Annotated in this window: 28 protein-coding genes and 1 tRNA gene; 13 read left to right on the plus strand and 16 right to left on the minus strand. The window is 63.8% G+C overall.

What is annotated here, in order from left to right; genetic code table 11:
* Positions 1–125: 125 nt before the first annotated feature.
* On the minus strand, positions 126–536 hold the full coding sequence (locus LDZ21_RS09660) for a DUF4399 domain-containing protein (protein ID WP_244793066.1): 411 nt from the start codon (positions 534–536) through the stop codon (positions 126–128).
* Positions 537–705: 169 nt separating this feature from the next.
* Between LDZ21_RS09660 and LDZ21_RS09665 the strand changes: the two genes are divergently transcribed.
* Positions 706–888 carry a rubredoxin gene (locus LDZ21_RS09665; RefSeq protein ID WP_035961154.1) on the plus strand — a complete coding sequence of 61 codons (183 nt, stop codon included), beginning with the start codon at positions 706–708 and terminating at the stop codon, positions 886–888.
* 33 nt (positions 889–921) lie between these two features.
* Here LDZ21_RS09665 and LDZ21_RS09670 read toward each other — a convergent pair whose 3' ends face one another.
* Positions 922–1,668 carry a class I SAM-dependent methyltransferase gene (locus LDZ21_RS09670; RefSeq protein WP_244793068.1) on the minus strand — a complete coding sequence of 249 codons (747 nt, stop codon included), beginning with the start codon at positions 1,666–1,668 and terminating at the stop codon, positions 922–924.
* Positions 1,665–2,468, minus strand: coding sequence for a bestrophin-like domain (locus LDZ21_RS09675; protein WP_244793070.1), 804 nt, complete (start codon positions 2,466–2,468; stop codon positions 1,665–1,667). The genes LDZ21_RS09670 and LDZ21_RS09675 overlap by 4 nt, the downstream gene beginning before the upstream one ends.
* Positions 2,469–2,962: 494 nt before the next feature.
* Here LDZ21_RS09675 and LDZ21_RS09680 point away from each other — a divergent pair, with 494 nt between their 5' ends.
* Entirely contained in the window at positions 2,963–3,931 is a 969-nt protein-coding gene (locus LDZ21_RS09680) for a restriction endonuclease (protein WP_244793072.1), read from the plus strand.
* 197 nt (positions 3,932–4,128) lie between these two features.
* Here LDZ21_RS09680 and LDZ21_RS09685 read toward each other — a convergent pair.
* Positions 4,129–4,203, minus strand: a tRNA-Arg gene (locus LDZ21_RS09685).
* 135 nt (positions 4,204–4,338) lie between these two features.
* Here LDZ21_RS09685 and LDZ21_RS09690 point away from each other — a divergent pair.
* Positions 4,339–4,644 (plus strand): hypothetical protein, encoded by a 306-nt coding sequence (locus LDZ21_RS09690; RefSeq protein WP_244793074.1) that lies wholly within the window; start codon positions 4,339–4,341, stop codon positions 4,642–4,644.
* Here LDZ21_RS09690 and LDZ21_RS09695 read toward each other — a convergent pair.
* Positions 4,628–4,792 (minus strand): hypothetical protein, encoded by a 165-nt coding sequence (locus LDZ21_RS09695; RefSeq protein ID WP_160174708.1) that lies wholly within the window; start codon positions 4,790–4,792, stop codon positions 4,628–4,630. The genes LDZ21_RS09690 and LDZ21_RS09695 overlap by 17 nt on opposite strands.
* A gap of 72 nt (positions 4,793–4,864) precedes the next feature.
* Positions 4,865–6,763: a bifunctional sugar phosphate isomerase/epimerase/4-hydroxyphenylpyruvate dioxygenase family protein gene (locus LDZ21_RS09700; protein ID WP_244794808.1), complete on the minus strand. Its 1,899-nt coding sequence runs from the start codon at positions 6,761–6,763 to the stop codon at positions 4,865–4,867.
* Positions 6,764–7,030: 267 nt separating this feature from the next.
* On the opposite strand from LDZ21_RS09700, the gene LDZ21_RS09705 reads away from it, so the two are divergent.
* Positions 7,031–7,888, plus strand: a complete 858-nt coding sequence (locus LDZ21_RS09705) for a shikimate dehydrogenase (protein ID WP_035960731.1) — start codon at positions 7,031–7,033, stop codon at positions 7,886–7,888.
* A gap of 61 nt (positions 7,889–7,949) precedes the next feature.
* Here the strand turns inward: LDZ21_RS09705 and LDZ21_RS09710 are convergent, their stop codons facing one another.
* Positions 7,950–8,639 (minus strand): TetR/AcrR family transcriptional regulator, encoded by a 690-nt coding sequence (locus LDZ21_RS09710; protein WP_244793076.1) that lies wholly within the window; start codon positions 8,637–8,639, stop codon positions 7,950–7,952.
* Between the two features lie 130 nt (positions 8,640–8,769).
* On the opposite strand from LDZ21_RS09710, the gene LDZ21_RS09715 reads away from it, so the two are divergent.
* The 7 genes from LDZ21_RS09715 (at position 8,770) to LDZ21_RS09745 (ending at position 13,621) form a co-directional block, all read left to right on the plus strand.
* Positions 8,770–9,168 (plus strand): hypothetical protein, encoded by a 399-nt coding sequence (locus tag LDZ21_RS09715; RefSeq protein WP_229753817.1) that lies wholly within the window; start codon positions 8,770–8,772, stop codon positions 9,166–9,168.
* Between the two features lie 158 nt (positions 9,169–9,326).
* Positions 9,327–9,830 (plus strand): YbhB/YbcL family Raf kinase inhibitor-like protein, encoded by a 504-nt coding sequence (locus tag LDZ21_RS09720; RefSeq protein ID WP_035960728.1) that lies wholly within the window; start codon positions 9,327–9,329, stop codon positions 9,828–9,830.
* A gap of 106 nt (positions 9,831–9,936) precedes the next feature.
* Positions 9,937–11,304 carry an MFS transporter gene (locus tag LDZ21_RS09725; RefSeq protein WP_244793078.1) on the plus strand — a complete coding sequence of 456 codons (1,368 nt, stop codon included), beginning with the start codon at positions 9,937–9,939 and terminating at the stop codon, positions 11,302–11,304.
* A gap of 132 nt (positions 11,305–11,436) precedes the next feature.
* A complete protein-coding gene (locus LDZ21_RS09730; RefSeq protein ID WP_244793080.1) occupies positions 11,437–11,988 on the plus strand; it encodes a type 1 glutamine amidotransferase domain-containing protein in 552 nt (183 codons plus the stop codon).
* Between the two features lie 40 nt (positions 11,989–12,028).
* Positions 12,029–12,583 carry a DUF4142 domain-containing protein gene (locus tag LDZ21_RS09735; protein WP_244793082.1) on the plus strand — a complete coding sequence of 185 codons (555 nt, stop codon included), beginning with the start codon at positions 12,029–12,031 and terminating at the stop codon, positions 12,581–12,583.
* A complete protein-coding gene (locus LDZ21_RS09740; protein WP_309773525.1) occupies positions 12,580–12,954 on the plus strand; it encodes a DUF1488 family protein in 375 nt (124 codons plus the stop codon). The genes LDZ21_RS09735 and LDZ21_RS09740 overlap by 4 nt, the downstream gene beginning before the upstream one ends.
* Before the next feature lie 91 nt (positions 12,955–13,045).
* The gene (locus LDZ21_RS09745; protein ID WP_035960724.1) at positions 13,046–13,621 is read left to right on the plus strand and encodes a membrane protein; all 576 of its coding nucleotides are present in this window, start codon (positions 13,046–13,048) and stop codon (positions 13,619–13,621) included.
* A gap of 60 nt (positions 13,622–13,681) precedes the next feature.
* On the opposite strand, the gene LDZ21_RS09750 is transcribed toward LDZ21_RS09745, so the two are convergent.
* Positions 13,682–13,921: a hypothetical protein gene (locus LDZ21_RS09750; protein WP_244793084.1), complete on the minus strand. Its 240-nt coding sequence runs from the start codon at positions 13,919–13,921 to the stop codon at positions 13,682–13,684.
* A gap of 187 nt (positions 13,922–14,108) precedes the next feature.
* Here LDZ21_RS09750 and LDZ21_RS09755 point away from each other — a divergent pair, with 187 nt between their 5' ends.
* Positions 14,109–14,561, plus strand: coding sequence for a PA2169 family four-helix-bundle protein (locus tag LDZ21_RS09755; RefSeq protein ID WP_244793086.1), 453 nt, complete (start codon positions 14,109–14,111; stop codon positions 14,559–14,561).
* A 168-nt stretch (positions 14,562–14,729) separates the two neighbouring features.
* Here LDZ21_RS09755 and LDZ21_RS09760 read toward each other — a convergent pair whose 3' ends face one another.
* A complete protein-coding gene (locus LDZ21_RS09760; protein WP_035960720.1) occupies positions 14,730–14,963 on the minus strand; it encodes a hypothetical protein in 234 nt (77 codons plus the stop codon).
* 307 nt (positions 14,964–15,270) lie between these two features.
* Positions 15,271–15,615, minus strand: a complete 345-nt coding sequence (locus LDZ21_RS09765) for a BON domain-containing protein (protein ID WP_035960719.1) — start codon at positions 15,613–15,615, stop codon at positions 15,271–15,273.
* Between the two features lie 514 nt (positions 15,616–16,129).
* Between LDZ21_RS09765 and LDZ21_RS09770 the strand changes: the two genes are divergently transcribed.
* A complete protein-coding gene (locus tag LDZ21_RS09770) occupies positions 16,130–17,617 on the plus strand; it encodes an RNA polymerase factor sigma-54 (RefSeq protein ID WP_244793088.1) in 1,488 nt (495 codons plus the stop codon).
* Between the two features lie 135 nt (positions 17,618–17,752).
* On the opposite strand, the gene LDZ21_RS09775 is transcribed toward LDZ21_RS09770, so the two are convergent.
* The 6 genes from LDZ21_RS09775 to LDZ21_RS09800 all read right to left on the minus strand — a co-directional run bounded on the left by LDZ21_RS09775 (position 17,753) and on the right by LDZ21_RS09800 (position 23,214).
* Positions 17,753–18,661 (minus strand): YihY/virulence factor BrkB family protein, encoded by a 909-nt coding sequence (locus tag LDZ21_RS09775; RefSeq protein ID WP_035960716.1) that lies wholly within the window; start codon positions 18,659–18,661, stop codon positions 17,753–17,755.
* Between the two features lie 117 nt (positions 18,662–18,778).
* Complete coding sequence (locus LDZ21_RS09780) at positions 18,779–19,135, minus strand: chemotaxis protein (protein WP_404980561.1); 357 nt, start codon at positions 19,133–19,135, stop codon at positions 18,779–18,781.
* Positions 19,136–19,297: 162 nt separating this feature from the next.
* The gene (otsA, locus tag LDZ21_RS09785; RefSeq protein WP_035960714.1) at positions 19,298–20,746 is read right to left on the minus strand and encodes an alpha,alpha-trehalose-phosphate synthase (UDP-forming); all 1,449 of its coding nucleotides are present in this window, start codon (positions 20,744–20,746) and stop codon (positions 19,298–19,300) included.
* 192 nt (positions 20,747–20,938) lie between these two features.
* Positions 20,939–21,175, minus strand: a complete 237-nt coding sequence (locus LDZ21_RS09790) for a hypothetical protein (RefSeq protein WP_244793092.1) — start codon at positions 21,173–21,175, stop codon at positions 20,939–20,941.
* Between the two features lie 233 nt (positions 21,176–21,408).
* Entirely contained in the window at positions 21,409–21,609 is a 201-nt protein-coding gene (locus LDZ21_RS09795) for a hypothetical protein (protein WP_244793094.1), read from the minus strand.
* 201 nt (positions 21,610–21,810) lie between these two features.
* Positions 21,811–23,214, minus strand: coding sequence for a sigma-54-dependent transcriptional regulator (locus LDZ21_RS09800; RefSeq protein ID WP_035960709.1), 1,404 nt, complete (start codon positions 23,212–23,214; stop codon positions 21,811–21,813).
* Positions 23,215–23,327: the final 113 nt, after the last annotated feature.

The following is a 23,327-nucleotide window of genomic DNA, read 5'->3' on the forward strand; positions in this document are numbered from 1 at the left end:
AATGCGAACGAACGGTGAACGATACGCCAGTCATGGCGATACCGTGGAAGCGGCCATTGTACCGATGTTGACCGGCGCGTTCGGCCGCTTCTCTGCGCATCGGCCGAATGGCCGATGCCTCGCGGCTACTTCACGTGAACCTTGATCGTCTGCGCCATCTCCGGCCCATACGAGCGATGCGCGCCGTCGCCGAACTGCATCGTCAGCGTGTGATCGCCGGGCGGCAGCTTCACGTCGGCCTCGGTCTGGCCTTTGCCGTAGTGAAGCGACGTATCGCTGGCTGGAATCACGGTGCCCTTGGGCAGCGGGCCGCTGTCGATCAGCAGATGATGATGGCCCGTGCCTTCGGTCATCGTGCCGGCCGGCGCGATCTTCATGCCTTCGACGGCGAACTTGACGTGAACCGGACTGGTGACGGTCGCGCCGTCCTTTGGCTCGACGAAACTGACGTGCGATTGCGCGTGAGCCGCGCCCGGGAAAGCGGTGAACGCGAGCGCGCCCGACAGCGCGGCGGCGGAAAACATGTTCTTGAGCATCGTATTCTCCTGGTCGATGGCAGGCACAAACCGCGACCAAGCATACACCGCTCCGCGCGTCGCGGATCGGGAACGCGCCCGCCGATTCGGGTAAGATGCCGGCTCGCCGGATGCCGCGCGCCATGCGCGGCGCGGGCGGCCTGTTTCCATTTCAGATCAAGAGTTTGTCGTGAGCGAAGTCATCGAATACAAAAGCTGGGTGTGCCTGATTTGCGGCTGGGTCTATAACGAGCAAGACGGCCTGCCGAACGAAGGCATCGCGCCGGGCACGCGTTTCGCCGATATCCCCGCCGACTGGCGCTGCCCGGAATGCGACGTCGGCAAGGAAGATTTCGTCGTCGTCGAGTTCTGATGTCATGGCGTCGCTGCAAACGCGACGCCTTTCCTAGCGCGCCACCGCGATCAGCTCGCGGCTCGTTGCATCTACCGGCGCGCGATTCCAGTCCCCGTACCAGTCGATGTGCGCAAATCCGGCCTGCGTGAGCAGTTCCGCGAGGTCGTCGCGGCTGCGAAAACGCAGTTCGCTTTGCGCGCTCGATGTCTCGTCACTCTCGCTAAAGCGATAGTGCGTCGTGAACGCGACGCGGCTCGTCGCGTCCGGGTCGGGCGCTGCATGCCGCTCCTGCCATACCTCGACGATGCGTCCATCGGCGGCGCGAACGCGTCGCAACGAACGCGCCGGCGTCCAGTCCTCCCACGCCCGCGCGGCCGGGTTGCGGCTGTCGAACGCGATCCGCCCGCCGGGCCGCAGTGCGCGCCGCGCGGCGATGAGCGTCGCGAGCAGCGCGGCATCGTCGAGGAAGATCTGCGCGACGTGGCCCGTCATCACGAGCAGGTCCGCCGCGCCGACGAACGGCAACGCCGCGGCATCGCCTTCGATCCACGTCACGCGGTCGCCGTGCGGCCTGCCCCGCGCGATGCGCAGCATTTCGCGCGACGGGTCGATGCCGGTCACGCGATACCCGCGCTCCGCCAGTTCGCATGCAAGCAGTCCCGTGCCGCAGCCCAGATCGACGACATGCGCCGCCGATTCGGCGAGCGTCGCGTAGAACGCCGTATCGGGACCGGCGGGATTGAGCGCGTCGCAAAGCGCGACGATGCGCGGGTCGGAATAAAGCGTGGAAGACGTCATCGGCTTTGATAGACGAGCGCTTCGCGCATTGGCTGGCTGTGGATCATGATCGGTCCGGAAAATGGCGTATCGAGATCGAGGATGACGAGCACGGCTGACGCAATCGACAGCGCGCCGAGCGTGATCGTCACGAGGGACAGCGCGTTGCGCGGCGCGATCAGCCCGAAGCACAGAAAGATGATCAGCAGCCAGCCGACGAGAATCCGGTCGAACGGATAGGAAATGGAGCCGTGCGCTTCCTCGATCAGCTTCCAGCGCAGCGCGATGAGTTGCTCGAAGCGCGTGGCGGCGTCGTCGGCGAGCTTGTGGCGATAGGCGTCGGCGGGTTCCAAAAGCCGCACCTGACGTTGAGCGCGTTCGAGCATCTCGCCGAGCGCGCGGCTCGCGAGCTTGCCGCTTGCATGCGGCGACGCTTCGACTTTCGGATAGTAGTCGCCGGGCGGCGGGGCTTCGGCGGGCCAGGTGCTCGCGACGGCCGCCGCGGTGTAGGCGCGCAGCAGCGCACGGGTGGCGTCGAGGTCCGCGCCGTAGTCGCGCATCGTGTGATCGAGTTCGATGATCGCGGCGGCGTAGCTGCGCACGTCGTTATCGGTGGTATCGAAAACCGTTTTCGCCGATGCCGTCAGAAGGCCGAGCACGAGCGCCGCGAACGTCACCAGCATGCCGACGACCAGTTGCACCAGTTGCACGGTCTCCTGCGCCTTGTGCTCCTCGGGCAAGAGCGGCCGCACGACCACGCCGACGCCGGTAGTGGCGAGCAGCAGCACGAAGACGAGCACGGCGGATTGAATTTCGGTCATGCAGGCATGAGCCGCGAGGCGCGATGAGGAGTCGACGCATTATGAGGGAATTCGGCGGGCGCGTTTCGTGTCGCCGGGGCTTCGGCGCGTCGGGGCGTGCGATGGCGCGGCGCGCGAAGCGGGCGCAAGAAGAAGCGTGAAGGTGTGGGAGTTGCTGCTGTGCTTCGTGGACGCAAGCGATGAAGCATCGTGATGGTCCCCCCGGCAGGAATCGAATATCAAAGTTCTAACGGTGGCTCCAACGGCGCACGAGGCCGAGAACTATTCGTGGCAGAACTCGCCGACGACTGCCAAATACAGCAAGCGCACTGCAGCCCCCGAGGCCGTAGTACTCTGATGATGTGCTTTTAGTACGGGGATGGGGGCTGTCTCCGCACTAGACCCACTCTGCGAGAGCCAACTCCCTGTTGCATGCGCCGAAATAGCCCCGGGTCCTCAATGCCCTGTCTGAAACCTGTCGCTCGATCCTTCGGGTACGATGCGAGCCTGGTCAAATGCTAGAAGTCGTTATCGTGCCAATTCCCGACTATCAAACCCTGATGCTTCCGGTACTACGCATTGCTGCAGACGGACAGGATCATCGCTTCCGCGACCTCGTAGAAGAACTTGCAACAGAATTCCAGCTTGCGGACGAGGAGCGTAATGTCTTGCTCCCCAGCGGTACCGCGCCTCTCTTCGATAATCGGGTCGGTTGGGCTCGGACCTACCTGAAGCAGGCTGGCGTCATTGAATCTCCGAAGCGAGGATACGTCAGGATCACGGAACGCGGGAAAAAGCTGCTGGCCCAGAAACCTACGAAAATTAACAATGCCACGCTAAAACAATATCCTGAGTTCGTGGCTTTCATGCTCCGGAAAACCGATCAGGCACAAACTGATACGACGAGCTCGGCATCCGCTCCGCCGATTCAATCGTCCGTGGAAGCCGATTCGAGCGACTCAACGCCTGAAGAACTGCTGGCCCAGGCATACCAGCGGCTGAGGAACAATCTTGAAAAAGAACTGCTTGATCAAGTTAAGTTGTCGACGCCGGGGTTCTTCGAACGCCTAGTGATCGATCTGCTCGTGGCAATGGGGTATGGAGGGTCGCGTCAAGATGCCGGTCGTGCAATAGGGCGATCTGGAGATGGCGGAATCGACGGCATTATCAAAGAAGACAAGCTGGGCTTAGACTTGATCTTCGTTCAAGCCAAGCGCTGGGAAGGAACGGTCGGACGGCCTGAGATTCAAAAGTTCGCAGGTGCCCTGCAAGGGCAGCGAGCAAACAAAGGCGTGTTCATAACGACCTCGGATTTCTCAAAAGAAGCTCAAGAGTATGCAAGCATAATCTCGTCAAAGATCATTCTTGTGAGTGGCGGGCAGTTGGCGAGCCTGATGGTCGATCACAATGTCGGGGTCTCGCCCGTGAGTAGCTACGAACTGAAAAAGGTCGACTCCGACTACTTTGAAGGAGACGTCACGTAGTGGCTCCGAGCCAATGCCCAGATCAGAACAGGAGCGACGTCTTCGACTTGTGGCACATGTGTTTCAGCGCCACAGCTACGATTGAAGAATGGTGCCGGAGTACCTTGGAGTACTGCTTGTGGTAGCGAGTGCACGATCCATGCACCGCTTTAAGGTTCCGTCACATAAGCCTGACTAGGCTTTGAGCGGCATCGTGATGGTCCCCCCGGCAGGAATCGAACCTGCATCTAGCGCTTAGGAGGCACTCGTTCTATCCATTGAACTACGGGGAGCGGACCGTGCGACTCGCCTGGGTGGCGAGAGCGCAGAGTATAGCAAAATGCTCCTCTGAATCCGGATCGGCCTGCGCGGTCGGATTAAGGGTTTGTGCCTATCAAGTTTCGCCGTGCGATGCCGCCATCGGAATAATGGACATCATTCCCCACAATAAGCCGCACGGCGCATTCTCCGCATTGCTGGCCGATCAGGACCTCGCGCACCTGCAAAGGGTAATGCGCCGTTCGTTGTCGTGCGATCTCGGCGGCCCGTTGCTGCCGCTCTTGTACTGGCGCGAGCGGCTCGCCGCCATCACGCGGCAGGCACATCTCTCGCCCACGCAGATTCAGACCGTGCATCGGCTCTATCTGTACATCGACGCCTACGAAGCCCAGTCTTCGGCATCCGCCGACGAGCCCGTCACGATCTCAGCCGCACGAGTCAATGCCGATGCCTGAGCCACCAGTCGCGCAGCGGATGACGCCGCTCGCGCGCGTGCATCGGTTCGCGTGGACGAGCGTCGATCCGCCAGTCCTGCGCAAACAGCACGATGCCGAGCGCAGCCAGTCCCGCAACGCCGATCAGAACGCTGGTCAAGTCCGTCATGGCGCTCTCCCGCTATCGATTGCCATGATTCAATGATAGTCACGCGCGCCGCGCACGACCGTCCGTAATCCCTCAGACGGCCGCCGCCTGCCGCGCGCGTTGCTGCTGCGCATGCGCCGCAAGACGCACCGCCGCGTTCGCCGCGCCGTAGCCGTCATAGCCGCCGCGCCGCTCGATCACTTCGAGAAAGAAACGCTGATCGAGCTGCTCGGTGTACGCATGAAAGAACTCGCCGCCGCGCTCGTCGCGGTCATACAGGATGTTGTGCTCGCGCATCGCGTCGATCTGCTCGTCGGGCAGACCGTAGCGCGCCGCGAGATCGTCGTAGTAGTTGCGCGGAATGCGCAGGAAGGCGACGCCATCGGCGACGAGGCGCGGGATCGCATCGAAGATGTCAGGCGTGCTGAACGCAACGTGATTCAGCCCCGAACCGCGATACATCGACAGCGACTCGCCCACCGCCGTGTACCGGTCGACCGACGCATTCAGCGCAATCCGCACCGAGCCGTCGCGGCTGCGCACCGCACGGCTGCGCACGAGGCCATACGGATCCGGCACGAGCACGCCCGGTTCCGTTTCGAAGCCGAACGCGCTGCGGAAAAACAGCACCCACGTATCGAGCGCTTCGGCGGGCAGCGACAGACACACATGATCGATGCGCGAAAGCGGACCCACTTCATAAGGGCCGTCGATATCGGTCAGGACGAAATCGGACTCCCACAGCGTCGGCGCGCCGGGCGCTTCATCGACGAAGTAATCGAGGCTGCCGTCCGGCGACTGCACGCCCGGCACGACGCGCTCGTTCGGCCCGACCTGCCCCGAGAACGGCTTCGATCCGTAGGCTGCGGCGCGCTCGAATGCGAGCTTCGCGTCATCGACATGAAACGCCGACGCGCAGAGCGACAAGCCATGCTGCTGATAGAACGCGCTCGCGAAGGAATCGGCTTCCGCGTTGAGCACGATCGACCCCGCGCCGTGCCGATACAGCGTCACGTCCTTCGAGCGATGCCGGCCCGCGAGCCGGAAGCCGAGCTTGCCGAGCCAGCCGGCGACGTGCTCGCGCGTCGTATCGTCGACCGCGAATTCGAGGAACTGGAAGCCGATATGCTCGGGCGGCGCGGGCGGATCGAAGAGCGCGGCGGGCGCTTTGTCGCCCATGATGGCGCGCGTCTGTTCTTCGAGGAACCGCAACGAGCGATGCCCGTCCGCCGCGGTGATCGCGGTCGGCGCGGCGCGAAAGCCGTCGTTGAAAATTTCGAGCGACAGCGGCCCGGTGTAGCCCGCTTCGAGCACGCGCGCCGTGAAGCCCGCGACATCGAACGCACCCTGCCCCGGGAAGCAGCGATAGTGGCGGCTCCATTCGAGCACGTCCATCGCGAGGACGGGCGCATCGGCGATCTGCACGAACGCAATGCGATCGCCCGGAATCGCGGCGATCTCATCGACGGAATCGCGGATGGAAAGCGTATGGAAGCTGTCGAGCACGAGACCCAGGCTCGGGTGATTCACGGCATCGACGAGACGCCATGCATGCTTGTACGAGTTGACGTGCCGGCCCCACGCGAGCGCCTCGTAGCCCACGACGACGCCCGCTTCTTGCGCGAGCCGCGCGAGCGTGCCGAGCTGATCGACGATCAGCGCATCGTCGCCGATCGTCTCCGGCGACACGTTGCTGCACGCGAGCATGCGGTCCGCGCCCAGCTCGTGCATCAGGTCGAACTTGCGCTTCACGCGCTCGATGTTCTTCGTGAACCGGTCGGGGTTCACACCCTCGAAGTCGCGGAACGGCTGAAACAGGTAGATGCCGAGGCCGAGATCCTCGCAGATGCGCCGGACATCGGCGGGTGTACCGTCGAAGTAGAGAAGATCGTTCTCGAAGATCTCGACGCCGTCGAAGCCCGCCGCGCGGATTGCCTTCAGCTTTTCGACGAGCGTCCCGCTGATCGACACGGTCGCGATGGATGTGGGAATTGAACGCAGCATGCTGCCTCCTCGTTGCATTCGGTGTGATGCGGGATGATTCGATTCAGTGTAGGCGCTGCGCACGCATTCCACGTCATTGTGCGCCAGCATAACAAACTAACTAGACCGTACAAAATACGTGTAAGTACGGACGGACAGCGCGCGCTCGCGCGGTCAAACTGCGGTCTTCGACTCTGTCGCGATGCAACATCGCGTTCTCATTTTCTGCTGTACGCTAGGCTCTGTCGCCTGGCTTCTTTCGCGGGAGCAGCTCGCATGACCAGCAAAACTTCATACCTCATCGGACTGATCGGCTCGGGCATCGGCGGCTCGCTCACGCCCGCCATGCACGAAGAGGAAGGCCGCGTCCTCGGGCTGAACTACGTGTACCGGCGCATCGATCTTCAGGCGCTGAACCTCGAGCCTTCGGCGCTGCCCGATCTGCTGGCGGCGGCCGAACGCATGGGTTACGACGGCCTCAACATCACGTATCCGTGCAAGCAAAGTGTGATCCCGTTGCTCGACGATCTCGACCCCGACGCGCGTGCGCTCGGCGCGGTCAACACGGTCGTGCTGAAGGACGGCAAGCGCATCGGCTACAACACGGACTGGTCGGGCTTTGCGCGCGCGTTTCAACGCGGTCTGCCGGATGCGCCGCTCGATCGCGTCGTGCAGCTCGGCGCGGGCGGCGCGGGCGCGGCGGTCGCGCATGCCGCGCTGACGATGGGCGCGCGCGCGCTCACGCTGTTCGACTCCGACGAGGCGCGTGCATCGTCGCTCGCGCAAGAGCTTGCGGCGCGCTTTCCGGATCGCGAAGTGACGAGCGGCGGCGATCTGCGCGAGACGCTGCGCGCGGCGAACGGCCTCATCCACGCGACGCCCACCGGCATGGCGAAGCTGCCCGGCCTGCCGTTGCCGGCCGAGTATCTGCACAAGGATTTGTGGGTCGCAGAGATTGTCTATTTCCCGCTGGAAACGGAACTGCTGAAAGCGGCCAAGGCGCTCGGCTGCAAAACGGTCAGCGGCGGCGGCATGGCCGTGTGTCAGGCCGTCGATGCGCTGCGCATCTTCACGGGCCGCGAACCGGATGCGGAGCGCATGTTCAAGCATTTTCAGCGCCTCCTGGAAGCCTGATTCGCTTCGGCCATCGACGCTATGAAAAACGGCGGCCTCGCAAGAGAGCCGCCGTTTTCTTTTAGCCGTCGCGCCGCATGAAGCACAGCACGGCGTCGATGATCATCTCGCGATGCCGCGCCCGCGATCGCGGACCGGACGGATCGCGCCCGAACGCCGCGCTCCACGTATGGCGATTGGCCACGCGATGAAAGCAGAACGAGCTGATCATCAGATGCAGATCGATGGGGTCGACGTCATTGCGAAAGCGCCCCGCTTCGACGCCCCGCGCGATCAGATCCTCGATGGTCTTGACCACCGTCGAATTGCGCGTCTTGAAGGTCTTCGACTGCTCGATGTACTTCGCTGAATGCACGTTCTCGATCGTCACGAGACGCACGAAGTCGCGATGCTTGTCGTGATAATCGAACGTGAAGCCGACGAATTCACGCAACGCTTCCTCGGGGTCCATCTCCGCGAGATGAAGCTCCTGTTCGAGCGCGCGGATGTCGCCGTAGACCTGCTCGAGCACCGCTTCGTACAGCCCTTCCTTGCTGCCGAAGTAGTAGTACAGCATGCGCTTGGTCGTGTTCGTGCGCTCCGCGATGGCATCGACGCGCGCGCCCGTCAGGCCCATCGCCGAGAATTCCTGCGTGGCGATGTCGAGGATATTGCGTTTGGTTTCCTCAGGATCGTACTTGCGCCGCCCTTCCGACCCGGTGGGCGAGGGCGCAGCACTGACGGGCGTCGCGGCCTTGCTTCCTTTTTTCATTGTGGTGTCTGAGAACGGCGGTGGGGAAGGATTCTAGCATGGGGGTCTTGAGCTTCCGAGCCAATGGGGACAAGGGTTTTCAGGGGCTTCAACTATACTTTTTCGATCATCCAACGTCCCCGGTCATCGCATGCCGCACTTGAAAGTCGTCGCCCTGTCGTTCGTTCTGTCGGCGCTCGCCGCCTCCGCGCTGCCTGCCGCCGCTCAGACGCAATTGCCGCCCGGCCATCCATCGTCGCCGCAACTGCTCGCCGCCGAAGGCGTGATGACGAGCGCGAACATCGCGCGAGGCGCGGCCGATGTCTGTCATATCGATGCAGCGAAAATCGCGCACTTCAAGGACGCCGCGCGCGCCAATTTCCGCGATGCGCCCGACTTCGACGCCGAGTGGGCGCTCGGATACCGGCAAGCGCAGGCGACGGTCGATCGCTTCGACAAGCTGAAGACGAGCAATCCGGCCGAGTACAAAAAGGAAATCGACGAGGCGTGTCCCGCGCTCGATCGCGGCATCGACGAAGTGACGCGCTGACCAGCAGCGCGCCGCGCGTGCGTGCTCGAATTGAGGGGCGGATGCTACACTCGATTGACTATCGCGGTCCCTTGCGCACGAACCGTCGGGCACGTTCGCTGCACGGCATCGGATCGCGTCCTCATTGCTCGTAAGGCTCACAAGGAGGCATGACTCTCATGGCTGATTTCCGCATCTGGTCCGATGAATTTCCAGCGAACGGCTTTTTGACCCGCGCGCAGGAATTCGATCAGCAAGCCTTCGGCGCGTCGGGCGAAAACATTTCGCCGGCGTTGCAGTGGGCCGATCCGCCCGCCGAAACGAAGAGCTTCGCGCTCACCGTCTACGATCCCGACGCGCCCACCGGCAGCGGCTTCTGGCACTGGATCGTCGTGAACATTCCTGCCGATATCCGCTCGCTGCCGCGCAACGCGGGCAAAGCCGACGGCAGCCTGCTGCCGGCCGGCGCGCTCCAGCTGCGCAACGACTACGGCACGGTCGGCTTCGGCGGCGCGGCGCCTCCGCGCGGCGACAAGCCGCATCGCTACATCTTCCGCATTCACGCGCTCGAAGCGGAGAACCTTCCGCTCGATCCGAGCACGACCAACGCCGTAGCGCGCTTCATGACGCATCTCAACGAGATCGATTCGGCGACCTACACCGGTCTTTACGAACTGAAGTGAAGCAAGGCGTGGCCACGGTGACCTCCGTGGCCACGTCGATCGCAGCCACAAGCGATTTGAAAACGGCGCGACATACAATGCGCCGCCCGCCACTCACCGCCCTCCGATGGACTCCGATCAAGGCCTTCCCGTCCCCCAACGTTATTGGGCGATTGCCGTCGTCGCGCTCGGCATCACCCTCGCCGTGCTCGACGGCGCCATCGCCAACGTCGCGCTGCCGACCATCGCGCGCAATCTGTCGGCCTCCCCCGCCGACTCCATCTGGGTCGTCAACGCATACCAGCTCGCGATCACCATCTCGCTGCTGCCGCTCGCCTCGCTCGGCGATCGCATCGGATATAGCCGCGTGTACATGGCGGGGCTCGCGCTGTTCACGGTGTCGTCGCTGGCGTGCGCGCTGTCGGGGTCGCTCGTCGCGCTGACGGTCGCGCGCGTGGTTCAGGGCTTCGGCGCGGCGGGCATCATGAGCGTGAACACGGCGATCGTCCGCATCATCTATCCGCAGAAGCTGCTCGGACGCGGGGTAAGCATCAACGCGTCGGTGGTCGCGATCTCGTCGGTGATCGGACCGACGGTCGCCTCGGGCGTGCTGGCCATCGCGCCGTGGCCGTGGCTCTTCGCGATCAACGTGCCGATCGGTATTGCCGCGCTGATCATCGGCGCAAAGGCGCTGCCGCGCATCGAGGGGCATCGGCAGCCTTACGACTTCGTGAGCGCGGTGATGAACGCGCTGTTCTTCGGCATCGCGATCGTGGCCATCGACGGCCTCGGGCACGGCGAGCATCGCCCGTATGTGATCGCTGAATTCGTCGCGACGGCGATCCTCGGCTACTTTTTCGTGCGGCGGCAACTCACCCAAAGCGCCCCGCTGCTGCCGGTCGATCTGCTGCGCATTCCGGTGTTCGCGCTGTCGGTCGGCACATCGGTCTGTTCGTTTTGTGCACAGATGCTGGCGTTCGTTTCGCTGCCCTTTCTGCTGCAGAACGGCTTCGGCATGAGTCAGGTCGAGACCGGATTTCTGATGACGCCGTGGCCGCTCGTGATCGTCTTCGTCGCGCCGGTCGCGGGGATGCTCGCGGACCGCTATTCCGCAGGCTTGCTCGGCGGCATCGGGCTCGCGATCCTGACTGTCGGCCTCGTTCTGCTCGCAACCGTGGGCGCACATCCGACGCCGCTCGACGTGGGCTGGCGCATGGCGGTATGCGGACTCGGCTTCGGGCTGTTCCAGTCGCCGAACAACCGGCAGATGCTGTCGTCGGCACCGCGTCATCGCAGCGGCGGCGCGAGCGGAATGCTGGGCACCGCGCGCCTCACCGGGCAGACGCTGGGCGCGGCCTTTGTCGCGCTGATCTTCGGCGTGGAGCCGCAGCGCGGGGCCGTCATCGCGCTGTCTCTAGCGGCCGTGTTCGCGGCGGCGGCAGCCGTCGTCAGCATGTTGAGACTCGCGGGCAAGCGGCGCGTGGAGACGGCCTGATCCGTATGCACGCGTTACGGCTAGACGCTTTCCGCCATTGGGCACACACCTTGCTGCCGTTCGAACATTGATCCGCAGGCGATCTTCTCGCCGCGCGGAGGTCCGAACAAGCAATGAAATGGAGGTGTGTTCATGGCAATTTCCCTCAACGGCCGCAAGGTCGCAATGCTCGCCGTCGACGGATTCGAGCAGGCGGAACTCGTCGAGCCGCAGCGTGCGCTGAAGGAAGCCGGCGCGCAAGTCGACGTGATTTCGCAGAAGCCCGGCCAGATTCAGGGCTTCAAGCATGTCGATAAAGGCGATACCGTCGCCGTCGATCGTACTTTCGACGAAGCCACCGCCGCCGAATACGATGCGGTCGTGCTGCCGGGCGGCGTCGTCAATGGCGATGCGATTCGCCTCGACGCAAAAGCGCAAGCCTTCGTGAAGGAAGCCGATCAGGCGAAGAAGCCCATCGCGGTGATCTGCCATGGCGGCTGGCTGCCGATCTCGGCGGGCATCATCGCGGGCCGCACCATCACGAGCTGGCCGAGCCTGCAAGACGACGTGCGCAACGCGGGCGGCACATGGGTCGATCAGGAAGTGCAGATCGACGGCAATCTCATCACGAGCCGCAAGCCCGACGATCTGCCCGCGTTCAACAACGCGCTGATCGAGGCGCTCGGCAAGACGCGCGCCGCCTGATCGCGCCGAGCGGATAAACACGACCACCGGAGCCCCGCCGATGCCACGCGTTTCATCGTGCTTCATCGCCCTCGCACTTGCAGCGTTTGCCACGCTTCCCGCGGTTGCGCCTGCGCAGACGCAGGACGGCGCGAGCGCGGGCAAGATGCAGACGCAGAAACTCTCGACCGTCGACCAGCAGTTCATGCAGGACGCCGGCGCCGCGAGCGCGACCGAAATCGCCGCCAGCAAGCTCGCGCTCACGCGTTCGGGCGACAAGCAGGTCAAGGACTTCGCACAGCGAATGATCGCGGATCATACGAAGCTCGCGCGCAATCTCGACGTGATCGCGAAACGCCACGGCATCACGACGCCGCCGGCATCCGATTCGTCGGTCGTCGGCAGCCTGCAAAATCTCGAGGGTGCCGACTTCGACAAGGCCTATATTGAAAAGGTCGCGCTGGCCGGGCATCAGAAGGCTGTCGAGCTGTTCACGAAGGAGAGCGAAAACGGCAACGATGCCGCGCTGAAGGCCGCCGCCGCGAAGGCGCTGCCGATCATCCGCCATCACTACGCGATGGCGCAGCAACTCGCGAAAGCCAAGTCCGCGCCATGACCGCCCGGCTCAACACCGATCGCGCGGACGGCCTGCCCGTTCGCGCGCCCGCCGGTCCACGACCGGCTTATGAGGACTCGACCATGCACATCACGTTTTCGGAAGAACGCCCCGTGTTCGACGGCGACGACCTCGCGATTCATTTCACCGCGCTCGTCGACGGTGAAGCAGTCGTCTGTTCGATCAGCGCCGAGGCGCTCGAGGATCACTTCGGCGCGGCATCGGCACGCGAAGAAGATTTGATGCCCGCGTTCGAGAGCGGCTCGGCGCGCATCCGTGCGGTCTGCGCCGAAGCGCTCGACGACAACGGCGGCCAGCCTGTGGTGCTGCGCAGCGGACTGTTCCGCGTCGCGGGACTGGAACCGGAATGATGCCGTCCGCCCCGTTCGATCACCGAAGCGCCCGCGCGACGGTCCGCGCCGTGGCCGATTCCACGCCAACTACATTTCTACAGGAGGGAACATGTCCCTGATCATTGCCGGCCGATTCGAGACCTTTCCCGCCGCGGAAACGGCCGCTCAACGGCTCTTCGCCAACGGATTCGTGGAAGAAGACGTGACGCTCTTCTTCGTCAACCCGAGCGGACAGCACGCGCGGTTTCCCATCGGCGGCGACGTCCATACCGATAAAGGCGCGGGCGCCGCACCGAAGGGCGCCGGCAAGGGCGTGACGATCGGTGCCGTCATCGGCGCGATCATCGGCGCGGCGATCTTCGCCGTCTTCAAGGCGCCGCTGTTCGTGTCGGTGGTGGCGGCGGGCGTCGGCGCGTATATCGGCTCGCTGGCCGGCGCGATGTCGCATACGAAGCAGAAGCCGAATACCGCGGCGCAGGCCGAGGAACCGACGCGCACGTCGGGCGTGCTGGTCGCCGTGCATGTATCGCCGGAGACGCACGATCGCGCGGCGTCGATATTGCGTGAGTCGGGCGGGCTGGATATCGAACGCGCGTCCGGCCGCTGGAAGCAAGGCCGCTGGAGCGACTTCGATCCGCTCAAGCCGCCCCAGCCCGTCAAGGAATTCGCCCAGCCGCGTGCGTGAGGCGAGCCCTTCCCTCTAGTCGAAAGAAGACGCCCCGAACCGTTCGCGGTCGGGGCGTCGTCACACCCACGGGCGCGCGACCGGCTCCGGATGCGCACCGGTGGGTACTGCGCATTCGGCGGATTGAAGTTTCGCCTTCTTCGATGGCGCTGCGGAAGGCTCGCACATGAGCGTGTAGTTCGCATGCGACGTAGCGGGTTCGTCGATGACCCGCTCGCGCACATGCAGCGTGATCGCCGATGCAGCAATCGCCACGAGCACTAGAAACTCGCGGTTCGCGAGCGCGTTCAATCTCTTCATTCGGTTCTCCCTGTTGCCTTGTCGTTGCGCCGACCTGCGTGGGACGAGCGTCTGGTGCGTCAAAAAGAGCAAGCGACGTGCCGACGAGCGACGGCATTCGGGCACGCGACGTGCGACAGGAAAAGCAGGCGCATCCCTGAAGGGACGCAGCGCTCAAACCAATTCGTCAACAAAAGGAGGTATCCCTATGAGCACAAACGTCGTATCGGTACTCAATGATCTCATCGAAACCTCGAAGGACGGAGAGAAGGGCTTCCTCAAGGCCGCGGAAGATACGCGCGATCCGAGTCTCAAGCTCTTGTTTCAGAACCGCGCGGAAGCCTGCGCGCAAGGCGCGATCGAGTTGCAGGGTGTCGTGCAGCGCCTGGGCGGCAAGCCTGAAACCGGCGGCTCGGTTACCGGCGCGCTGCATCGCGGCTGGGTCGATGTGAAGTCCGCAGTCAGCGGCCATAGCGACCATGCGGTGCTCGCCGAATGCGAGCGCGGTGAAGATGCGGCGAAGAAGAACTATCGCCAGGCGCTGGAGAAGGATCTGCCGGCCGATGTGCGCGCCATCGTCGAACGCCAGTATCAGGGCGTCCTCGAGAACCACGATCGCATTCGCGATCTGCGCGATCAGTACGCAGCAGCAAAGTCCTAATGCGCTGACGTAGCGTGCCGGCCTCGGGCCGGCGCATCGCGTAACAAGCATGACCTCGCCGCCTTCGGGCGGCGTTTTTCATGGCCGATCCGCACGAACCCGCGCGACGCCGGGAGCAAATAAAAACGGCCACTTGCGTGGCCGTTCGACAGGCTGCTGCAACCGCTATTACTGCGGCTGTCCCTTGTCGTTGGTGCCGAGCGAGGAAGCAGCCGCAGCCGCCGATGCGCCCTTCAGCTTGTGCGCCTTGTTCTGCTGATGCAGCGTCGTGCCCTTGGACTTCGCGTGAGCGCCGGAAGCCGGAGCTGCCGTGCCCGCCGCATCCGATGCCGCTTGTGCAAACGCGGTCGTCGAGAATGCAAGAGCCAGCGCGCCAATCAATGCCATCTTTTTCGTCTTCATGAAGAGCTCCTTTTGCCGGGGCCTTCGAGCGCCGTATGAACGACGCGTCGTGAGCCGCCTGTGAGTAACGACCTGAGGCCGTCCTTCGTTTTTAGGGTTTCCAACATGCTGCGAGGTGATGCACGTGCCAGGTGAAGCGAGCAAAGGCGACAAGAAACCGACGCACGATGCGATGAACCCGCGCTAAAGGCCCGATGGCTCGCCGCGACGACGAATCATCGAACCCCGCGCGGGTTCCGGTGCTGCTATTTCGAGCGCGACCCGCCTTCAGCGAGCCGGGCATACGAACTATGCCATCACTTCCGCGTTACTTGGCAGAGATTTTGAGATGGTTCTTCACGGATGCAACACCTGACACTTCCTTCGCGACTTCAGCCGCAGCGGTCTTGTCTTCGGCCGACGGCACGGTGCCGGTCAGCGAGACGACGCCGCCGCGCGTCTTCACGTGGATGTGCGTCGACTTGACGTTCTTGGCGCTCAGCAGTTCGGCCTTGACCTTTGCCGTTACCGCGCTGTCATCGACCTTCTGGCCGACGGACGTGTCCGTTGCGCCCGACGAGGACGCCGCCGAGTTGGTCTGCGCGCCTGCGTTCAGCGCGAACACCACACATGCGATACCGCCGGCTGCTTTGAGGAATTGAGTCGTCTTCATGGCAATGCTCCTTCTTTTCAGTTTTAGTGTTGCGCGCCCCTGTCACGCTGACTTGTTCCGCGTGTTTGCGTATCCGATACGCCCAACACGCGCACGAGGCGCCCCGCTTGTTCGTGATGATCGTTGTTGCCTCGGCGCGCTCGCACGTTGCCGCACGAGCGCATGAGCACTGATGCAACTTGCGTGCCGGGTCGCTTTCTTAAGACCTCTTCGCGGGCGATTCCGTGGCCCGCCGCCCTTGCGACACGGGCTTTAACGGGGACAGCAACAAACGCTGGACGCGCTGCGCTGAGCCACGGGAAAGCACGTCGCGCGACCCCCGCAACCCGCGTTCCTTTTGTCTGAGGCCGTGTAAAAAAGTCGGTGAAAGTGGGTGCCTGCGCCTTCGGGGCGAACTTGTGTCCATGCAAAAACGTAAACGAAGCATGGCCTTAGCCATCGTTGGCACGGACGTTGCTCTGAGTGTGCTCGCGAACACATTGATCACGTAAAAACCTTCGAGGATTAGCAAGCAATGCCGCCTTCACTCGAACTCCGCACCAAGCAAAGTCTGGCCCTGACGCCACGGCTGCAGCAATCCGTCCGCCTTCTGCAACTCAGCTCGCTGGAGTTTCAGCAGGAACTGCGGAACGCCCTCGACACGAATCCTTTCCTCGAATACGACGAATCGCAAACCGAAGACAACGCCCTCGGCGCCGATAACGGCAACTCGATGAGCGACAACTCGTCCTCGACTTCCACCGACACCGCAACCGAAGCACCTCTCGCCGCCGAATCGAACATGGACGGCGATGCCAATTCAGACTCCGGCTCGCGCGACGATTCCATGAGCGATTACTCGTCCGACCCGTTCGGACGCAGCGGCTCACGCAACAACGGCGACGGCGAAGGCTCCGATCCCGCCGACTGGGTTCGCATCGAACCGTCGCTGCACGAAACGCTGCACGATTCGCTGCGCATGTACCAGCTCAACACCCGCGATCGCGCGGTCGCGCAACTGATCATCGAAGCGCTCGACGACGACGGCTATCTGCGTCAGGAGTTGAGCGAACTGGCGGACGTCGTCGATATCGAACCCGCCATCAGCGAAGACGAACTCACCATCGCGCTGAAGCTCGTGCAATCGCTCGACAAGCCGGGCGTCGGCGCGCGCAATCTCTCCGAATGCCTGACGCTCCAGCTCGACGCGATGCCGCCGGACACGCCGGGCCGCGACGTGGCGCGCGAAATCGTCGGACATCATCTCGAACGTCTCGCGCGCCGCGAGCAAGCCGAATTGCAGAAGAAGATCGGCTGCAGCGCGGAGGAACTCCGCATCGCCTGCGCGCTGGTGCGCCGTCTCGACCCGAAGCCGGGCGAGAACTACGGTCAAAGCGAGGACAACTACGTGGTGCCGGACGTCATCGTGCGTCAGGTCAAGAAGCAATGGGTCGTGACGATCAATCCGGCGGTGCTGCCCCGTGCGCGCATCCATCGCATGTACGCCGAGCTGTTTGCGCAATCGGCAGGCGCGAGCCGCTCGCCGCTCGCGCAGCAGTTGCAGGAAGCGCGCTGGCTGATCCGCAACGCGCAGCAGCGGTTCACGACGATCCAGCGCGTGGCCGAGTGCATCGTCTCGCATCAGAAGGCGTTCTTCGACTACGGCGAAATCGCGCTGAAGCCGCTCGTTCTGCGCGATGTCGCGGACGAACTGGGCCTGCACGAATCGACGATCTCGCGCGCCACGGGCAACAAGTACATGTCGACGCCGCGCGGCATCTTCGAGTTCAAGCACTTCTTCCCGCGCGAGCTGTCGACGGAGAGCGGCGGCACGTGCTCGGCCGCAGCCGTGCGCGCCCTGCTCAAGGAAATGATTTCGAAGGAAAACTCACGTGATCCGCTGTCGGACGTGAGTCTTGCAAAGATGCTCGCCGATCAGGGCGTGATCGTCGCGCGCCGCACGGTGGCGAAGTATCGGCATCTGATGAAGGTGCCGCCGGCGGAACTGCGCAGACAGGCATGAAGCACCGCTAGGAAGTTTCACGCTCCAGCGTTCAGCGAGGACCCGGTCAAGCGAGTCGCATGAGCGAGAGTAACGGAGCGTAGCTGTCGGGCCGCCTTTCAACAGGCGGCCTTTTTTTCGTCCGGGTCTTGCCCGCTAGCGCCAGCCCGATTCCCGGTGCGTGCGCTTGCGCGCCGCCGTCGCGGACAGCTCCGCGCCGAGCAGGAACACCGCTGCCGAGTAATAGAGCCACATGAGAATGATCGCGAGCGATCCCGCCGCGCCGAACATGTTCGCCGTCCCCGCGTGCTGCAGATAAAACGCGAACAGGCGCTTGCCGCCCTCGAACAGCAGCGCGGCGGCTGCGGCTCCGAGCGCGGCATCGCGCCAGCGCATGCGGGTCGTCGGCAGGAACTTGAGCAGGACGGAGAACGCGAGCATCAGCATCGCGAGCGATATCGCGCGGCGCGTCAGCGTCGACAGGACGACGAACGGATTGCCGTCGCCGAACGCCCAATGGCCGAGCACTTCGACGAGCGCATCGAGCACCAGCAACACGACCACTAGCAGCCCCGCACCGACGACCAGCCCGAACGACATGAGCCGCACGCGCAGCAGCGCGAAGAGGCTGTCGCGCGTGCTGACGGCCGGCGTCGGCCAGATCACGTTCAGCGCGCTATGCAGCGATGAAAACGTCGCCGATGCGCCGATCAGCACGCCGGCGATCGACAGCACCGCCGTGCGCCGCGCCATGTCGGCCTGCCATGCGTTAGCGACGATCGCTTCGAGCGCGTGAGCGGCATCCGCACCGACGACGCCGCTGATTTCGTCGAACAGGCGGCCCTGCACGGCATCGGCGCCGAAGAAAACGCTCGCAACCGAGATCACGATGACGAGCGTCGGTGCGAGTGAGAACGCGGCGAAGAAAGAGATCGCCGCCGAGAACATCAGGCAGTGGTCCTGAAGCCACTGCGCGACGGGATCGGCGATCCACGAGAGCCAGCCGAGCCGCGACGTGCGGCCTTCGGCGAGCGGAGCGGACGGATTGGGGACTTCGCGAGTCATCGGCAAGGAGGCGGCGTGTGATGCGTCAACCGCCGATGTTAGCGTCCCCGCATGCGATGCGTGTAAAAAAGGCGCGGGCGGAATCGTCCGCTCGCGCCTCGCTTTTAGCCAGTGGCTTCAGATGGGTTCGTCGTCGGCGGCCGGGTCCGCGCCGTCATCGGCCAGGGATTCGACGTCCTCATCCTCGACCTGGTTCGGCAGGATGTCGCCGTCGACTTCGAGGTTGTTGTCGCCATCGGCGGATGCGTCTTCGCCGGTGCCGGCGCGATCGGTGTCGCTGTTGAGCTGCGCATCGGACAGGCCGAGCGCGTGGGCGTCCAGCTCGTCTTCGATATCGCCCGGATGGCGCATTTCGCCCTGCACGTCCGAACCGCTATCGGATGAATCGCTCGGTCCGAGCGCGCCCGTGCCGTGCCCCTTGCCCCATTCCACGCCGCCCTCATCCGGCGGATTCAGTGTGCTTCCCGTCATGATGACCTCCTTCGATTGTGTCGATAACGAGACCGCAAGTCCCGTTCCGCGTTCGTGCGCCAAAGAAAAGCCCCGCGCTCTGTCGAGCCGCGGGGCTTCATCGAACCATGCGCGCGCGCGCGGGCGGCTCGCTTTGTGCTTATGCGCGGGCGGCGCGCTATCCGCTTATGCGCGGGCGGCGCGCTTCGCCGTCGCGGCGCCCTGCTTCACCGTCTTCACGGTCTTCGCCGTGACGGAGCTTGCCGTGGCGACACTGCGCAAATCGGACAGGAACGAGTCGCGCCATACGGAGAGATTGTTCTCGCGCAGCGGCGCCATCATGTCGGCGTGGCGCGCCTGACGTTCGGCGAGCGGCATCGACAATGCGCGCTCCAGCGCCTCGGACATCTGCGATAAATCGAACGGATTGACGACGAGCGCCCCCGGCAGTTGATCCGCCGCGCCCGCGAATTGCGACAGCACCAGCGCGCCCGGATCGGCCGGGTCCTGCGATGCGACGTACTCCTTCGCGACCAGATTCATGCCGTCGCGCAACGGCGTTACATAGCCGACCTGCGAAAGACGGAACAACGCCATCAAAAGGTTGCGCTCGTACTTGCGATTCAGGTACTGAATCGGCGTCCAGTCCAGCTGCGCGAAGCGTCCGTTGATGCGGCCCGCCTCGCCTTCCAGATTCTGGCGGATGCGCTGATAGGTCTGCACGTCGGAGCGCGTCGGCGGCGCGATCTGCACGAGCGACACGCGCCCATGCCAGCCCGGCGCGGTCAGCAGCAGGCGCTCGAACGCCTGAAACCGCTCGACGAGGCCCTTCGAATAATCGAGGCGGTCCACGCTCATGATGAGCTTGCGGCCTCGCATGCTGTCGCGCAGGCTCTTGACCTGCTTGCGGCCGGAGAACTGCTCGGCGGCCTTCGCGATCGCGTCGGGATAGATGCCGATCGGGTACGCGCCGACTTTCAGCATGCGGCCGAACGCCTGCAGCATGCCGTCTTCGCTCGAATGGCCGCGGCCGCTGCGCTCGATGTAATCGACAAAGGACTGCTTGTCGTTGTCCGTCTGGAAGCCGACGACATCGTACTGGCACATCGCTGTCATCAGTTCTTCGTGCGGCGGCACGGTGCGCATGACTTCGGGCACCGGAAACGGAATATGCAGGAAGAAGCCGATGGGGTTCGTCACGCCGATTTTGCGCAGTTCCTGCGCGAACGGCAGCATGTGATAGTCGTGAACCCAGATGATGTCGTCGGGTTGCAGAAGCGTCTTGAGCTTGGCCGCGAGTGTCGCGTTGACGCGCATATAGCCCGCATATTCCTCGCGATCGAACCGCGACAGGTCATTGCGATAGTGGAAGGTCGGCCAGAGCGTCGCGTTCGAGAAGCCGCGGTAATACTGGTCGTAGTCGCGCCGGGTCAGGCCGACGGTCGCGTAAGTCACATTGCCGTTCTTTTCGACGACCGGTGCAGCCGATTCGCCGACGATCTCGCCGCTCCAGCCAAACCACACGCCGCCCGTTTCCTTGAGCGCATCCAGCACGCCGATAGCGAGACCGCCCGCGCTGGGCTTACCCTCCTGAACCGGCGCGACGCGATTCGATACCACGATCAATCTGCTCATTACAGGCTCACCTCTTCAGTTGTCGTTGCATGCCCGAAAGGACGCCTTAGGGGATGCAAATCCTATGCCGATCTGTGCGTTATCCGATTCATAAATTCGTATCTAGATGTTACGGACGAATAAAAACGCGCGGCACAAGGCCGCTGCGTAGAACTTTTATGCTTTGTTGAGTCACGCGCTGGCAAGCGGCGATCAAGCGTCCTGCTCGGAGCCGAGATCGCGCTGATAGTCGATGCCCTCGCGACGAACGCCGCCCTGATTGTGCTCGCCATCCGGCGGAGCGTCAGGTGCCGGGCGGTTCTGACCGGCCGGGTCGTGTTCGGCGGCCGGCGGCGACGCGCTTTGCGGCGTGCCGTTCTTGGCTGCCTCAGCGCGTGCTTCGCGTTTGGAAGAGTGACGCGCGGAGCGTCGAAGTGCGGGGTGTCTCATGGTGCCTCCAGAAAGAAGGCCGTCGTGAATGGACCTCGGCGGCGTCGGACCAACGCACTCTTCCGTCGCGTGCAATGGCGGCGGATCAGCGCGTCCTCGGAAAAATAAACCGGCCACGTGATACGCGGCCGGTCATCCTTGCGTCATTCGTTGTAATCCCTACCTTCAAGTTGAAAACTTATTCAGGCTTTGCACGAATTCGGTGAATCGGTCCTAGAGACGCCGTCGGCCGGTCAGGCTACGGGAGGAGCGTCGCCCGGTCCCGGTGGCGGGTCGCCGATGGGCTGCATCGGCTGCTCGGGGGGATCGCTCGTCGGGTCCGGATTCGTGTCCGGCGGAATCGTAGTCGGCGGCGGTTGATCGGGCGGCGTCACCGGCGGGTCCGGCGGCTGAGGCGTCTGCGCACTGATGGGCGCGCGTTCGGAATCGGACATAGCGGGCTCCTTGCGGTCTTGTGATCATGGATGCGTGCGTCATCGACGCAGGCAGTCACCGTCACGCAAGGCGTGTTCCCTTTTGTTCGACACGGTCGCGTCCATCGACCCCATTATGGTGGCTGAAATCGCGCCTGCCAACAAAAACGCCCGCGCTTTTGCAAGCAGCGGGCGTGTTTTTCGTGTGAAGATAACCGACGATCAGGGATTTTCGCTATCGGCGTCGTTCGCATCGGCGCCTTCGCCGACAGCCGCCTTGTTCGCATCCTCGCCGTATTCCACGAGCCGGTTATAGAGCGTCTTGAGGCTGATGCCCAGAATTTCCGCAGCCCGCGTCTTCACGCCGCCGCATTGCTCGAGCGTCGCCAGGATCAGTTGCCGGTCGGCCTGCGCGAGCGACGTGCCGAACGGAATCGTCACCGCCGTGCCCGCCGACGGCTTCGACAGCGAAATCTGCAGCGGCACCGTGGCCGTGCTGTCCGAATCCGCCCCTGACATGATGTACGCGCGCTGAACGTAGTTCTTCAGCTCGCGCACGTTGCCCGGCCAGTTATACGACGCGAGCATGTCGCGCACGGCTGGCGGGAAATCCTTGCGCGTGTTGTAGCGGGAGTTCAGCTCGTCGAGGAACGCCTGCGCCAGCAGTTCGACGTCCTTGCCGCGCTCACGCAGCGGCGGCAAGTTGATCGGGAACACGTTCAGCCGGTGATAGAGGTCGAGGCGCAGCTTGCCTTCGAGCACGGCCTGCTCGGGATCGCGGTTGGTCGCGGCGATCAAACGCACGTCCGTCTCGAGTTCCTTCGTCGTGCCGACGCGCATGAACATGCCGGTTTCCAGCACACGCAGCAGCTTGACCTGAAGCTCGATCGGCATCTCGGTGATTTCGTCGAGGAACAGCGTGCCGCCGTTCGCGCGCTCGAAATAGCCTTTGTGCTGACGATCCGCGCCGGTGAACGACCCGCGCTCGTGCCCGAACATTTCGGACTCAATCAGATTCGGCGAGATCGCACCGCAGTTCACCGCGATGAACGAGTGCTTGCGGCGCAGGCTCAGCTCGTGCAGCGTCTGCGCGGCGACTTCCTTGCCGGTTCCCGATTCGCCGATCAGCAGCACCGACGCCGCCGTCGGCGCGACGCGGCCAACCTGGTCGTAGACCGTCTGCATCGCGGGGGAATTGCCGAGCATCAGGCCGAAGCGGCCCATGCGGCGCAATTCGCCGCGCAGCGTGCCGATTTCCGCCTTGAGGTCGCCGGGGCGCGGCAGGCGCGAAAGAATCGCCTTGACGCGCTGCATGTTGATCGGCTTGACGAGATAGTCGGTCGCGCCCATCTTGAGCGCGCTCACGGCCGATTCGACGGTCGCATGTCCGGTGATGACGATCACCTCCACGCCCGAACGCGGATCGAGATCCTCGAAAAGGTCGACGCCCGTACCGTCGGGCAACTTGAGGTCCGTGAACACGACGTCCGGCGTCTGCCTCACGAGCTGAATGCGCGCCTCGCGCAAATCGCTGGCGGTCGCTGTCGTCAGTCCATCTTCGCCGATGATCGCGGCTAGCGCCTCGCGGGTACTGGGATCGTCATCGACAATCAATACGTGTGGCATTGCGTCTCGAATTCTTCCAAAGCGTTTCAGGGTCACACACCGCGTGGCGGCGTGGTCGTCTCCGGGCGGCGGGGCGCCATCCGGGCCGGTGCGTCTTGCGGCCGGGCGTCAGG

Source organism: Caballeronia grimmiae (assembly GCF_022879615.1).
GTDB lineage: Bacteria > Pseudomonadota > Gammaproteobacteria > Burkholderiales > Burkholderiaceae > Caballeronia > Caballeronia grimmiae.